Origin of the sequence: Serratia sp. 4542 (assembly GCF_016805595.1) — a bacterium.
GTDB lineage: Bacteria > Pseudomonadota > Gammaproteobacteria > Enterobacterales > Enterobacteriaceae > Serratia > Serratia nevei.
In genome coordinates, this window is record NZ_RXKV01000016.1 from 186,606 (window position 1) to 200,893 (window position 14,288).

Annotated in this window: 13 protein-coding genes; 5 read left to right on the top strand and 8 right to left on the bottom strand. The window is 62.2% G+C overall.

All coding sequences use genetic code 11. The features are described 5' to 3' along the window. Positions 1-13: 13 nt before the first annotated feature. The 5 genes from EKL15_RS22210 to fdnG all read right to left on the bottom strand — a co-directional run bounded on the left by EKL15_RS22210 (position 14) and on the right by fdnG (position 6,301). Positions 14-664 carry a DcrB-related protein gene (locus EKL15_RS22210; RefSeq protein WP_100396609.1) on the bottom strand — a complete coding sequence of 217 codons (651 nt, stop codon included), beginning with the start codon at positions 662-664 and terminating at the stop codon, positions 14-16. 113 nt (positions 665-777) lie between these two features. After that, on the bottom strand, positions 778-1,707 hold the full coding sequence (gene fdhE, locus EKL15_RS22215) for a formate dehydrogenase accessory protein FdhE (RefSeq protein ID WP_038875958.1): 930 nt from the start codon (positions 1,705-1,707) through the stop codon (positions 778-780). Further along, entirely contained in the window at positions 1,707-2,342 is a 636-nt protein-coding gene (gene fdoI / locus EKL15_RS22220; protein WP_004934017.1) for a formate dehydrogenase cytochrome b556 subunit, read from the bottom strand. Before fdoI ends, fdhE begins: the two co-directional genes overlap by 1 nt. Continuing rightward, entirely contained in the window at positions 2,339-3,241 is a 903-nt protein-coding gene (fdxH, locus tag EKL15_RS22225; RefSeq protein ID WP_033649532.1) for a formate dehydrogenase subunit beta, read from the bottom strand. Before fdxH ends, fdoI begins: the two co-directional genes overlap by 4 nt. A gap of 12 nt (positions 3,242-3,253) precedes the next feature. Further along, positions 3,254-6,301, bottom strand: coding sequence for a formate dehydrogenase-N subunit alpha (gene fdnG / locus EKL15_RS22230; RefSeq protein ID WP_100396610.1), 3,048 nt, complete (start codon positions 6,299-6,301; stop codon positions 3,254-3,256). Positions 6,302-6,719: 418 nt separating this feature from the next. Here fdnG and sodA point away from each other — a divergent pair, with 418 nt between their 5' ends. The 4 genes from sodA to EKL15_RS22250 all read left to right on the top strand — a co-directional run bounded on the left by sodA (position 6,720) and on the right by EKL15_RS22250 (position 11,047). Then, on the top strand, positions 6,720-7,340 hold the full coding sequence (gene sodA / locus EKL15_RS22235) for a superoxide dismutase [Mn] (RefSeq protein ID WP_004934003.1): 621 nt from the start codon (positions 6,720-6,722) through the stop codon (positions 7,338-7,340). Between the two features lie 125 nt (positions 7,341-7,465). Further along, positions 7,466-9,394 carry a methyl-accepting chemotaxis protein gene (locus EKL15_RS22240; protein ID WP_060441251.1) on the top strand — a complete coding sequence of 643 codons (1,929 nt, stop codon included), beginning with the start codon at positions 7,466-7,468 and terminating at the stop codon, positions 9,392-9,394. A gap of 99 nt (positions 9,395-9,493) precedes the next feature. After that, complete coding sequence (gene yiiM / locus EKL15_RS22245; protein WP_197848350.1) at positions 9,494-10,165, top strand: 6-hydroxyaminopurine reductase; 672 nt, start codon at positions 9,494-9,496, stop codon at positions 10,163-10,165. Positions 10,166-10,267: 102 nt separating this feature from the next. Next, entirely contained in the window at positions 10,268-11,047 is a 780-nt protein-coding gene (locus EKL15_RS22250) for a class I SAM-dependent methyltransferase (protein ID WP_197848349.1), read from the top strand. Between the two features lie 11 nt (positions 11,048-11,058). Here EKL15_RS22250 and EKL15_RS22255 read toward each other — a convergent pair whose 3' ends face one another. After that, positions 11,059-11,421: a YibL family ribosome-associated protein gene (locus EKL15_RS22255; protein WP_004933989.1), complete on the bottom strand. Its 363-nt coding sequence runs from the start codon at positions 11,419-11,421 to the stop codon at positions 11,059-11,061. 73 nt (positions 11,422-11,494) lie between these two features. Then, positions 11,495-12,961, bottom strand: coding sequence for a PLP-dependent aminotransferase family protein (locus EKL15_RS22260; protein WP_038875970.1), 1,467 nt, complete (start codon positions 12,959-12,961; stop codon positions 11,495-11,497). Positions 12,962-13,103: 142 nt separating this feature from the next. Between EKL15_RS22260 and EKL15_RS22265 the strand changes: the two genes are divergently transcribed. After that, complete coding sequence (locus EKL15_RS22265) at positions 13,104-13,712, top strand: LysE family translocator (RefSeq protein ID WP_038875972.1); 609 nt, start codon at positions 13,104-13,106, stop codon at positions 13,710-13,712. On the opposite strand, the gene EKL15_RS22270 is transcribed toward EKL15_RS22265, so the two are convergent. Further along, entirely contained in the window at positions 13,709-14,260 is a 552-nt protein-coding gene (locus EKL15_RS22270; protein WP_016929575.1) for an MltR family transcriptional regulator, read from the bottom strand. The genes EKL15_RS22265 and EKL15_RS22270 overlap by 4 nt on opposite strands. Positions 14,261-14,288: the final 28 nt, after the last annotated feature.

Below are 14,288 nucleotides of genomic sequence, written 5' to 3' on the forward strand. Positions count from 1 at the left end.
CGGCGCGGCGCCCTTACTTCACCGCCAGGGTATCGATAATCCGCTGCACCAGCGCCTGGTGCACTTCCGGCGTTTTGGCCGGCGACAGCATTTGCAGCGTCACCACCCGCTTGTTGAACACCGTCAGCACCAGCGTGGACACCACCTTCTGCCCGTTGACGGTCTGCTCGGTATCCACCCGGCGAAACTTCTGTTTGCCGACGGTGAAGTTCTCTTCTTTGGTGGTCTGGATATTCTGATAGCGCTCGGCCAGCACCGTGATGGCGCTCTGCGCCAGCTCTTTCAGCATTTTGTCGCTGGTGTTGAGCTTCATGTCGTCCGGCGGGATCACCTCGGACGAAACCGCGCTCTGGCGCGACTTGCCGTCAAGGAAGCGCTGAATGGTGGAGGTGCTGTCGTTGATGATGCCGCTGTTCAGCGTCTGATCGCTAAAGCCCGGCGGCAGCTCGAAGGTGATTTTGCCCTTCTGCAGCGACACGTTCAGCCCCGGTGGCGCGGACGGGGTTTCTGCCGGCGCAGGCGGCGGCGGTGGCGCGGGCTGCGCCACGGTCGGCTTGGTGTCCGGTGGCGGCACCGCCGGTTTGGTGTCGTCTTTGTTGTCGCAGGCCGCCAGTCCCATCGCCAGCACGGCGACCGCGGTCAGTTTTGCCAGGGTGTTTAACATCGTGGTTCCTTTCGCTTGGCGCGTTATGGCCTAAACGTAGCAACTCGCCCGGGCGAATGCCAGAAGCCCGTTCTGAAATTGCTGGTCCGGCCCCGCGCGAACGGGCCGGGCGGTTACTCCGCCGGGAACAGGAACGGATTGATGCTGCTGCGGCCGAAGCCTTCTTCTTCCATGCGGGCGTCCAGCACCAACGAAGCCAGATCGTCGGCCACCGCTTCGACCTGCGGGTCTTTTTCCTGATAGAGGATCTTCAGGTAAGTACCGCAGTCGCCGCAGCTCTCCGCCTTCACCGCCGCCTGCTCGCTGTCCAGCGACCAGTAGTTGAGATCGCGGGTCTGCTCGCAGTTGCTGCACTTCACCCGCACCACGTGCCATTCGCTTTCGCACAGGTTGCAGTGCAGGTAGCGCAGGCCGTTGACGGTGCCAATGTGCACCATGCTGGAGACCGGGATGCTGCCACACACCGGGCAGAACTGGCGCTGCTCGCCGTATTCGGCGCGCGCCTTGCCGGGGATCAGGCTGGCCATCTGCGCCCAATAGAGCGACAGCGCGGCCCAGAGGAACGGCGCCTTCTCGCTGCCCACCTTGCCGAACTCGCGGTTGAGCAAGGCGTCGGCCATCAGCTCCAACTCGTGCGCCGAGGCTTTCTCCAGGTTGTCCAGCACCGCCAGGATATGCTCCGGCGCCTGCGGGCGCAGCTCGGCGATCAGCGACGTCAGCAGCTTGCGCCAGTGCTCGCTACGCGGGAACACGCTCAGATCGAGCGGCGGTTTGCCGCTGGCGGCGCCCTGCGCCAGCGCTTCGCTCAGATCGAGCTCCAGCGGGTTATCGTGCAGCGCATGCTGCTGCGCCTGCGCCAGCTCGGCGGCGAAGTTCAGGTAGTCGCCCAGCGGATTGTCGACCGCCAGCTGACGCAGACGATCGGCGCGGCGGCTGTACAGGCTTTTCAGGTTGGCGAAAAGTAACGGCGGGATGTTCTCCGCCGTTGTGGACTTCTCACGCTGTGCCCCTAACTGCTCTTTAGGAACGATGCGGATACTCATCAGGGTTTATCTTCCTGTCGTTTCTCGCGGACCTCACGGTACCAGCGCGGATGATGTTTCTTGGCCCAGGCCGCCGGCACCCAGCCTTCCACCATCGCGGTAATGGTGCCTTTTACCCACAATGCGGCGTAAATGTGCACCATAATCACGATAATCAGGCCGACCGCGGCCAGCGAATGCACCAGCAGCGCGATGCGGATCAGCGGGATGGAGAACGACGGCGCAAAATACGGCCGCCAGATCACCACGCCGCTGGCCAGCAACAGCACTAGGCTGATAATCGCCGCCCAGAACACGCACTTCTGGCCGAAATTATAGCGCCCGGTGTCACCCACTTCCTCGTTCATGGCGATTTTGTGGATGTTCTTGGCCCAGACGATATCTTCCCGGTTGATCAGGTTATGCTTCCAGTAGCGCAGGAACATCAGCAGGAACGCGGCAAACATGATCACCCCGACAAACGGGTGCAGAATGCGCGCCAGCTGCGGCGTCCCGAAGATGTTCATCAGCCAGTTGAAGGAGGGGAAGAAGAACCCCAGCCCGCTGATGGCGGCGAACACGAAGCAGAACGCCACGATCCAGTGGTTGATGCGCTCCGGTGCGCTGTAACGCTGAATGGGCTTTTCCTTTCTCATTTGCGCGTCTCCTCGTCGTGCGACTCGTCGTGCTCGTCCTCATCGTCGACGCGGTTAGGCCCGACGCCGACATAGTGGAACACGCTGGCCGCGAAGGTGGCGGCAAAGCCGATGGCCGCCAGGGGTTTCCACACGCCCTTCCAGAAGGTCACCGCCGGGCTGATGCTCGGGTTGTCCGGCAAACCGTGGTACAGCTGCGGTTTGTCGGCGTGGTGCAGCACGTACATCACGTGCGTGCCGCCCACCCCCGCCGGATCGTACAGACCGGCGTTCTGGTAGCCGCGGGTGTTCAGCTCGCTGACGCGATCTGCCGCTACCTGCTTCATCGCTTCCTTGGTGCCGAAGTGAATGGCGCCGGTCGGGCAGGTTTTCACGCAGGCCGGTTCCTGGCCGACGTCCACGCGGTCGACGCACAGGGTGCACTTGTACACCCGGTTGTCGTCCTTGTTCATGCGCGGTACGTCGAACGGGCAGCCGGCGATGCAGTAGCCGCAGCCGATGCAGTGCTCGGACTGGAAGTCGACGATGCCGTTGGCGTACTGAATGATCGCGCCTTCCGACGGGCAGGCCTTCAGGCAGCCCGGATCGGCGCAGTGCATGCAGCCATCCTTGCGGATCAGCCATTCCAGCTTGCCGTTTTCCTCCACCTCGGAGAAGCGCATCACCGTCCACGACTTGGCGGTCAGATCGGCAGGGTTATCGTACACCCCAACGTTGTGCCCCACCTCGTCGCGGATGTCGTTCCATTCGGAACAGGCCACCTGACAGGCCTTGCAGCCGATACAGGTGGTGACATCGATCAGTTTGGCCACTTCTTCCTGGTGGTCACGGGCGCGCGGCGCCGGCGTGAAACCATTGGTGGCGGATTTACGAATGATGTCTTGAGATTGCATGGCCATAATTCGTCTCCGTTACACCTTTTCCACGTTGACCAGGAACGCCTTGAACTCCGGCGTTTGCGTATTGGCGTCGCCGACGAACGGCGTCAGCGTGTTGGCGATAAAGCCTTTCTTCGCCACCCCTTCGTAACCCCAGTGGATCGGGATACCGATGGTGTCGACTTCCTGGCCGTGCACCTGCAGCGTGCGAATACGCTTGGTCACCACCGCCTTGGCCTTGATGTAGCCGCGGTTGGAGCTGACCTTCACGGTGTCGCCCTGCTTGATGCCTTTCTTCTCCGCCAGCTTCTCGCCGATCTCCACGAACTGCTCCGGCTGCGCGATGGCGTTCAGCCGCGCGTGCTTGGTCCAGTAGTGGAAGTGCTCGGTCAGACGATAGGTGGTACCGACGTAAGGGAACTTGTCGGATTTGCCCATCGCCGCCAGATCGTCCTTGAACACGCGCGCCGCCGGGTTGGACACCACGTTCGGGTGCAGCGGGTTGGTGCCGAGCGGCGTTTCGAACGGCTCGTAGTGTTCAGGGAACGGCCCTTCCGCCATCTTGTCGGTGGCGAACAGGCGGCCCATGCCCTCCGGCTGCATGATGAACGGCCCGACGTCGCTGCCCGGCGCGGCGGTGCTGTAGTCCGGGATATCGGCCCCGACCCACTTGGCGCCGTCCCACTCCAGCAGCTGGCGTTTCGGATCCCACGGTTTACCCTGCGGGTCCGCCGAGGCGCGGTTGTACAGGATGCGGCGGTTGAGCGGCCATGCCCAGGCCCAGCCCAGCGTATTGCCGAGGCCGGACGGATCGGCGTTGTCGCGCCGCGCCATCTGGTTGCCGGCCGGCGTCCAGCTGCCGGCGAAGATCCAGCAACCGCTGGCGGTGGTGCCGTCGTCGCGCAGCTGCGCGAACGAGCTGAGCAGCTCGCCTTTTTTCACCAGCACTTTGCCGTCGGCATCCAGCAGATCCGCCAGCGCCTTGCCGTTATTCTCCTGCGCCACCTCTTCCGGCGACGGGTTGTCCGGCGTCAGGTAGTCCCAGCGCATGTTCAGCACCTGTTCCGGCACCGCACCGCCGTCGCGCGCATACATCTCGCGCAGGCGGCTGAAGATGCCCGCCAGGATCTCGCCGTCGTTCAGCGCTTCGCCCGGGGCATCTGCGCCTTTCCAGTGCCACTGCAGCCAGCGGCCGGAGTTGACGATCGAGCCGTTTTCTTCGGCGAAGCAGGTAGACGGCAGGCGGAACACTTCGGTCTGGATCTGCGAAGGATCCACCTCGTTGAACTCGCCGTGGTTCTGCCAGAAGTTGGAGGTCTCGGTGTTCAACGGATCGATGGTCACCAGGAACTTCAGCTTGGACAGCGAAGCCACTACCTTGTTTTTGTTCGGGAACGACGCCACCGGGTTAAAGCCCTGGCAGAAGTAGCCGTTGACCTTGCCCTGCGCCATCATTTCGAAGTACTGCAGCACGTCGTAGCCTTTGTCCCACTTCGGCAACCAGTCAAAGCCCCAGCTGTTGTCCTTCTGCGCCTTGTCGCCGTAGAAGGTCTTCATCATGCTGACGAAGAATTTCGGGTAGTTGCCCCAGTAGTTCACCTGGCCCGGCAGCAGCGCCTTCGGCGTGTTGGCCTTCAGGTAGGTCTCGAGATCGGTCTGTTTCTCCGACGGCAGCGTCATGTAGCCCGGCAGGCTCTGCGACAGCAGGCCGAGATCGGTCAGCCCCTGGATGTTGGAGTGGCCGCGCAGCGCGTTGACGCCGCCGCCCGCCATGCCCATGTTGCCGAGCAGCAGCTGGATCATCGCCATGGTACGGATGTTCTGCGCGCCGACCGAGTGCTGAGTCCAGCCCAGAGCGTACAGGAACGAAGCGGTTTTATCCGCGACGCAGGTTTCGGCGATGTATTCGCACACCTTGAGGAAATCGTCCTTCGGCGTGCCGCAGATGTTGGTCACCACGTCAGGCGTGTAGCGGCTCACGTGCTGCTTCAGCATGTTCCACACGCAGCGCGGATCCTGCAGCGTGACGTCGCGCTTGGCGAAGCCGTTCTCGTCGAACTGGTAGTTCCAGGTGGTTTTGTCGTACTTGCGGTTTTCCGCGTCGTAGCCGCTGAACAAGCCGTCTTCGAAGGCAAAGTCTTCCCGCACCAGCAGGCTGGCGTTGGTGTAGGCCTCGACGTACTCGCGGTTAAACTTGTTGTTGGTCATCAGATACAGCAACACGCCCGACAGGAAAGCGATGTCGGTCCCGGAGCGGATCGGCGTGTAAAAGTCCGCCACCGATGCGGTTCGGGTAAAGCGCGGATCGATCACGATCAGCTTGGCATTGTTGTGTATTTTGGCTTCCATCGCCCAGCGGAACCCCACCGGATGCGCTTCCGCCGCATTACCGCCCATGACGATAATCAAATTCGCGTTCTTGATATCAACCCAGTGGTTGGTCATCGCACCGCGACCAAATGTTGGAGCAAGACTTGCTACCGTTGGTCCGTGTCAGACACGCGCCTGGTTGTCTACGGCAAGCATGCCGAGAGCGCGACTAAATTTTTGCGACAGAAAACCGGTTTCGTTGCTGGCGGCCGAGGCGCACAGCATGCCGGTGGTCAGCCAACGGTTGACGGTAACGCCCTGGTCGTTGGTTTTGATGAAGTTGGCGTCACGGTCTTCTTTCACCAGCTTGGCGATGCGGGTAAAGGCGTCGTCCCAGCTGATGCGTTGCCATTTGTCCGACCCTGGCGCCCGATATTCCGGGTACTTGAGGCGGCTTTCGCTGTGGATGAAGTCAACCAGGCCGGCGCCTTTCGGGCAAAGCGCGCCGCGGTTTACCGGATGATCCGGATCCCCTTCGATATGGAAAATGCTTTCTTTGGCGTTCTTGGCGCCATCACCAAGGCTGTACATCAACAGCCCACAGCCGACGGAACAATACGTACAGGTATTACGGGTCTCGCGGGCGCGCAGCAGTTTGTACTGCCGGGTTTCCGCCAACGCCACTTCGGGGGCAAAGCCCAGCGCGGCCACCGTCGTTCCTGCCATACCGCCAGCGCAGATCTTAAAGAACTGCCTTCTGCTGACCTGCATGGGGGTCTCCTTTCACTCTCGATTGTCACATTGTTCAAATGCGCCTGCCCCGCTAGCGCGGCAAACGCGAATGTCACTGTTGTTATGCTTGCTACGAACGCCGGCCATATTACCACAGCGTGCTTGTGGTTGTTACACACTCGTGCTCATTCAGTGAACGCATTGGCACATTTCGATACATTTCGGCGTGGGTGCTCCCTACAGTATAGAGAGTAACCCACGCGCCGGATCGACGGCTTGAGGCGGCCATCCGCCGCCCTCTTCTATCAGTATGTTAGCGCAGCGATTTGTTCATTAACCACACAGTTCACAGGGCATTGATAATCATTTTCAATATCATTTAATTAACTATAATGATCCGACTGCTTACGCGGTGCTCGCCCTTTGCGCCGCCCATACACCACTGGAGATGATGATTATGAGTTATTCACTGCCATCCCTGCCGTACGCTTACGACGCACTGGAACCGCATTTCGACAAGCAGACGATGGAAATCCATCACACCAAACACCACCAGACCTACGTCAACAACGCCAACACCGTGCTGGAAGCCTACCCAGAGCTGGCCAAATACAGCGTTGAAGAGCTGATCCAGGATCTGGATAAAGTGCCTGCCGACAAACGCACCTTCATGCGCAACAACGCCGGCGGCCACGCTAACCACAGCTTCTTCTGGAAAAACCTGAAAACCGGCACCACGCTGGGCGGCGATCTGAAAGCGGCCATCGAGCGCGATTTCGGCAGCGTTGAGAAATTCCAGGAAGAGTTCGAGAAAGCCGCAGCCACCCGCTTCGGTTCCGGTTGGGCCTGGCTGGTGCTGAAAGACGGCAAACTGGCCGTGGTGTCTACCGCTAACCAGGACAGCCCGCTGATGGGCGAAGCCGTCGCCGGCGCTTCCGGTTTCCCAATCATCGGTCTGGACGTGTGGGAACACGCTTACTACCTGAAATATCAGAACAAACGCCCTGACTACATCAAGGCGTTCTGGAACGTGGTCAACTGGGACGAAGCCGCCGCACGCTTCGCCGCGAAGAAGTAATTCGCCCCCGTTGATGAAGATGCCCGCCACCGGCGGGTATTTTTTTGCCTGAAATCCGCTAAAGTTTGACCACTTCTTGCCGATGGTTTGTTCAATTGACGTTCGCCCGGAGAAGGAAAAACGCTATGGCGGCATTGCAAGCATTGGCAGGAAAGTTCACTCATCTCACCGTAGGTAAAAAGCTCGGTCTCGGCTTCGCGCTGTTGCTGCTGTTGGCGGTCGTCATCGCCGGCACCGGGGCGCAATATCTGCACATCATCGAATCCCGCGCCGATCGCATCGACTTCAGCAACCGGCTGAACGAGGAGATCAACCAGGCCAAATACAATCGCGCCATGTACGGCCAGACCTACCGGCCGGAGTACATTCAGAACAACCGCGCCAATATTGAGAACGCCGTCAAACTGATAGACCAGGGGCAGGCGCTGGACTGGGACGCCCAAAGCCGCAAGGATCTGCAGCGTCTGGTGACGCTGATCGGGGAATATCAACAGCAGCAAAAAGTCTTTGAGCAGGCGGTCACGGCGAAAGACGCGGTGCGCCAGAGCTGGAACATGTCGGAAGTGCAGGCCAGCCTGAGCCAGGTGGAACGCCAGCTGACCAACGGCGATCTGCAGCTGGCCTTCATCCAGCTGAACCAGAAGCTGACCCAGGTGCGCTACGGCGCGCGCGGCCTGCTGCTGAGCCTGAATAAGGAAACCGAAGCCCCGCTGATGGCGGCCATCGACGACGCGCGCGACGCGGCCAACGCCCTGAGCCGCCGGGTGAGCGACGCGCAGCGCCCGCAGCTGCAGCCGCTGCTAGCCGCCCTGGACGATTACAAAAACCGCATCGCGGCTTACCTGCCGGCCTATGAGCACGAGCAGCAGATCAGCCGGCAGCTCGGCGAACGCGCGCAAGCGATCGGCATGCTGGTCAACGCCTTTATGCAGGACGAGCTGGTGCAGACGCGCAACAACATCAATCTGGCGCAGCTGCAAATGGGCATCACCACCCTGATCGCCATCATCGCCGGGGTGCTTATCGCCTGGCGCATCACGCTGCAGATCACCCGTCCGCTGCACAGCACGCTGGCGATGGCGGAACGCATCGCCGGCGGCGACCTGCGCCAGGCGCAGACCAGCACCCGCCGCGACGAGCTGGGGCAGCTGCTGAACGCGGTGGCGGCCATGAGCCAAAATCTGCGCACCATGATTGAGAAGATCCAGATGGGGGTCAGCCAGGTTTCTACCGCCTCTGCGGAAATCGCCGCCGGCAACACCGATCTCTCTTCCCGCACCGAGCAGCAGGCGGCGGCGGTTGAGGAAACCGCCGCCAGCATGGAACAGCTGACCGCCACGGTGAAACAGAACGCCGACAACGCCCATCACGCCAATCAGCTGGCCACCGACGCCTCGCAGACCGCGCAGCAGGGCGGCAAGCTGGTGGAAAACGTGGTCAGCACCATGCGCGATATCTCCAGCAGTTCGCAGCGTATCGCCGAAATTACCACCCTGATCAACGGCATTGCCTTCCAGACCAACATCCTGGCGCTCAACGCCGCGGTCGAAGCGGCACGCGCCGGCGAACAGGGCCGGGGCTTCTCGGTGGTTGCCAGCGAAGTGCGCAGCCTGGCGAGCCGCAGCGCCCAGGCGGCCAAGGAGATCGAAGGGCTGATCGCCGAATCGGTCAGCCGGGTGAAAACCGGCACCGAACTGGTGGAAAGCACCGGCAACACCATGGAACAGATCGTCCGCTCGGTCACCCACGTGCGCGATATCATGGCTGAAATCGCCGCCGCCTCCGATGAGCAGACGCGCGGCATCGCCCAGATTGGCCAGGCGATCGTCGAGATGGACCACACCACCCAGCAGAACGCCGCGCTGGTGGAAGAGTCCGCCGCCGCCGCCGATTCGCTGGAAGAACAGGCCGACATGCTGCTGCAAAGCGTCTCGGTGTTCCGTTTGGCGGAGCAGACCGAACCCGCCGCCGTGAAAGCCGCCGCGCCGAAAGCGCCGGCGGTAAAACCCGCGGTCGCCAACGCCGCAGCGGAAGAGAACTGGACCACCTTCTGATGCCCCGCCGCCCGCCCGAGGATTTTCGGGCGGGTTGTTATGTCCCCCCGGCACAACTCAGGCTATGCTGAGCCCTCGACGCGAGACACGGAGGCGCACATGCATCACCCAGACGTTTACATCGGCAATATTCAACCCTACGAAGGCGGGCGCCCCAGCGCCATCGCCAAACGCCAGGTGGATGGCGCCATCCGGCTCACGCCGCTCGGCCTGGAAGGCGACGAACAGGCGGAAAAAAGCTACCACGGCGGGCCGGATCGCGCGCTGTGCCACTACCCGCGCGAGCATTACGTCCACTGGCGCGAGCAGTTTCCGGCGCAGGCAGAGCAGTTTTGCGCCCCGGCCTTCGGCGAGAATATCTCCACCGAAGGGCTGACCGAACACAATGTGTTTATGGGCGACATCTTCCGCTGGGGCGAAGCGCTGATCCAGGTCACCCAGCCGCGCTCACCGTGCTTCAAGCTCAATTATCACTTCGCCATCGAGGACATTTCGGTGCTGATGCAGCAAAGCGGACGCTGCGGCTGGCTGTATCGGGTGGTGTCGCCGGGCGCGGTCAGCGGCGATCGTCCGCTGGAGCTGGCGGCGCGCAACAGCGACGTGTCGGTCGCCGAAGCCATCGCCATCGCCTGGCACATGCCGTTCGACGCGAAACAGTATCGCCGCCTGTTGGCGGTGGCCGGCCTCTCCGCCAGCTGGAGCAAGACCATGCTCACGCGGCTTGCCGAAGGGCGCCTCGAGGACTTCAACCGCCGCCTGCTCGGCCGTTGAAATCGCGGGCGGAAAAGATGAAAAACGTGCGCCGAATGCCGCGTTAACCCTATTCTTCCGCCTATACTGTAGCCGCACGTTTTTTCAGCCAGGAGCCAGGTAATGACCACCCCGATCCATTCGATTCATCACGCCGCCGCCGAAGGCTATCAGGCCAACGCCGATCGCTATGTGAAAGGCCGGCCGGATTACCCGCCGGAAATCGCCGTCTGGCTGCGTGAAACTATCGGCCTGCACGCCGGCATGACGGTCATCGATCTCGGCGCCGGTACCGGCAAGTTTACCCCGCGCCTGCTGGAAACCGGCGCGCAGGTGATCGCCGTCGAACCGGTGCCGCAAATGCTGGAAAAACTGTCGGCGGCGCTGCCGCAGGTGAAAACGCTGGCGGGCACCGCCGAAGCGATCCCGCTACCGGACGAGTCGGTCGATGCGGTGGTCTGCGCCCAATCCTTCCACTGGTTCGCCACGCCGCAGGCGCTGGCGGAAATCCAGCGCATCCTCAAGCCCGGCGGCAAACTCGGTCTGGTGTGGAACATGCGCGATGCGCGCGTCGGTTGGGTGCGTAAATTGAATCAGATCGTCGATAGCCACGAAGGCGATGCGCCGCGTTTCTATACCGGCGAATGGCGCAAACTCTTCCCGTTCAAAGGCTTTGAACCGCTGCAGGAGCAGGTGTTTATGCTGGGTCACCGCGGCGCGGTGGAGGACGTGATCTACAACCGGGTGCGTTCAACCAGCTTTATCGCCGCGCTGCCGCAGCCGCAACAGGAGCAGGTTATCGAGCAGTTGCGCCAGCTGGTGGCGGAAGAAGAGGAACTGCGGGGCCAGGACACGGTCACCGTGCCCTATCAGACCAAGGCGTATTTCACCACCAAGGTCTGACGCCCGGGGGTTCAGAACGCTTTCTTGGCGTAACCGGTGACCGCTTTCAGGCCCATCTCGCGGCCCAGCGCGGTCATCGGGTGCACCACGATCAGCCCGCGCGCGCTCTTCTTCAGCGCACCCATATCGGCCTGCTCTTTCTTGGTGATCTCGCGGCTGAACGGCAGCTTGCTCAGCTTCTGCGCTTCGGCGCTCAGCTTCTCGCCGCGCACGTTTTTCAGGCGTTCGATCTCCGTCGCCAGTTTCTCTTTCTCTTTGGTGTGCTGCGCGATCAACTCAGGGTTGCCCTGTTGGATCACGGTGGCGTCTTTGTGGTTCAAGGCGTCCAGCAGGTCGCTCAGGCGCTTGATCTCTGCCTTTTCTTTCTCTTTCATGGTCTCTGGCCCGTTGTGCCCAAAATGGCACGCTAATCAACGATACCGGCATTGTAGCAAAAGGCGCGCGCCGTTACCCGTCCTGCGCAATGCCGGGCGGCAGGCCGCTCATCTCGCAGGCCCTGGCGCCGAGCCGGGCCAACGCCTGGGTGTAGCGCGCGTTGAACGGGTAGCAGCAGGAGAGCCGCAGCGCGTTGCGGTAGCGCCCGCTGGGCGAATACAAAGTGCCCGGCGTCAAACAAATCTGCTCCTCCAGCAGCTGATGGAACAGTGCCACGCTGTCCACGCCGGGGGGAAATTCGACCCAAAACACGAATCCGCCCGCCGGCTGCGTGGCCAGCGTGCCGCGCGGGAAATGCCGGGCGATCAGCGCCCGCGCCTCGTCCACCTGCGCCGCATAACGCTTGCGCAGGTTGCGCAAATGATGATCGTAGCCGCCGCTCTCCAGGAAGGTCGCCAGCGTTTCCGACAGCAGCTGCGACTCGGACATCGATGACACCGCCTTCAGCTTGCGCAACGCCTCGTGGAAACGGCCGCCGCAGATCCAGCCGACGCGAAAGTCCGGCGCCAGCGTTTTGGTAAAGCTGGAGCAAAACAGCACCCAGCCGTCGCGATCGAACGCCTTCACCGCCGGCGACAGCGCGCCGCCGAACTGGATCTCGGCATACAGCCCGTCTTCAATCAACGGCACCTGATGATCGTTCATCAGCCGCGCCAGCCGCTTTTTCGCCGCCAGCGGCATAGTGCAGCCCAGCGGGTTTTGCACCGTCGGCATGGCGATCACCGCGTTCAGCCGTTTCTCGTTCAATAGCAGTTCCAGCGCGTCCAGCGACAGCCCCAGCTGCGGATCGGTGGGGATTTCCAGCGCTTTCAGCCCCAGGCTGGCCAGCAGCGGCAGCAGATAGAAATAGGTTGGCGACTCCAGCCCGACGCAGTCACCCGGTTTGGTGGTGACGCGCAGCGCCAGCTGCAGCGCTTCCATGCAGCCGTGGGTCAGCACCACGTCGCCCGGCTCCAGCAGCATGCCCAGCGTCATCGAGCGGCGGGCGATCTGCTGACGCAGCCGCAGGCTGCCGGGCGGCAACGGGTACTGCCCGATCAGATCCGGCTGGCGGCGCAGCTGAGAGGACAACATGCGCCCCAGCTTGCCGCCGGGATAAAAATCGCTGGTCTGCGGGCAGGCCAGCGCAATGTTGGTGAAAGCCGGGTTTTGCTGGGCGGCAAACACGGTGTCGATCAGCGCCAGCACGTCGTCCGCCGGCGGTTCAATGCGCCCGCTGGGCGCCGAGGCCATCTTCAGCGCCGGCAGCGTGCTGCGAACATAAAACCCCGACTGCGGCCGCGCTTCGATCAGCCCGCGATCCTCCAGCGTGCGGTAAGCCGACACTACCGTATTGATGCTGACGCGATGAGTTTGCGCACAGCGCCGTACCGACGGCAGGCGGTCGCCGGGCCGCAGCGTGCCGCGGCGAATGGCCTCGGCCAGCGTATCCGCCAGCTGCAGGTAACGGGTATCCGGGGTTTCATCGAGCAGGGTCACAGTTTCTCTCCAGGCAATGGGTACAGTTTACATTTTGCACAACTGTAACCATGACAATATCCGATTTGTGGTTCTGTCACCATCCCATCGCAGCGATTATGCTGATCCTCTCGTGATTACCGCCATTTTCAAGGAACCTGTCATGCTGGACTCCGCCTTTGTCAGCTACGTCACCGTCATGTCGATTACCCCCGGCCCCAACAACCTGCTGCTGGCCTCGTCGGGCGTCAACTTCGGCCTGCGCCGCACCCTGCCGATGCTGCTTGGCATCTGCGTCGGCTGTGCGGTGCAGCTGGCGATCATTATCCCGCTGCTGGCACTGGCACTGAGCTGGGCCGGCGTCATCCGCCTCCCGCTGGCGGTGATCGGCTGCGCCTACCTGCTGTGGCTGTCGTGGAAACTGTTCCAGGCGGCCTCGCCGGACGCCAAAGAGCAGGCGCAGCCGATGAGCCTGCTCAATGGCGCGCTGTTTCAGGCGGTCAACCCCAAGGCCTGGCTGATGGTGATCAACGTGGCGATCCTGTTCACCCCGCGCGAAGGCGCCACCTTTGTCCATACGCTGTCGGTCATCGCCGGCTTCGCGCTGCTGAACCTGCCGTGCGTGCTGCTGTGGGCGGTGCTGGGCGACCGGTTGCGCAACGCGCTGCGGGTCACCTGGAAACTGCGCGCCTTCAACGGCGTGATGTCCGGCCTGATGGCCGCCACCGCGCTGTGGTTGTTGTTCGACGAGTGGCGCGCGGCCTTTGCTTAGCCGCGGCCGAGAGGAGAGAGTCGGGAAGGTTGTTTGGCGCCGATACCGGCGATCAGATCGGTAATGGACAGCACCATGGTGGAGCGCACCATCTGCTGATAGCGCTGGCGCTGCATGGCGATCAGCGCTTCATCCGCTTCGCCCGGCTGCAGGAAGGTCGGCACCGGCGGCAGCGCGGCCACGCAGTGCAGCTCGCCGAAGGGCCCGAGAATTTCGTCGTCGACGAAGCGGTATTCCGAGCCGTCGTGGTTCAGCTCTTCGCGCATCGCCATCAGCAGCTCGGCGTCTTCATATTCGTGGCGGGAGATCACCCCCAGCCCGTACATCAGCTTCAGGCGCACCGACAGCTCCCCGAGCGGGCCGCTGCCGGACAATAGCGGTTCGACGGCATATTTCACCGCGTAGTCATCCTTGCGGAATACCTGCACCACCAGCACGTTGAGCGCTTCCGCCAGCAGCTCTACCGCCGCGATCAGGAAGCTGCGCACCGTTTTGCCCGCGTTCAGCTTTTCCAGAACCTGGTTTTCAAATGCCTGTGCTTCTTCCATCGTCGCTTTTCGAAAGGCGTGGGGAGGG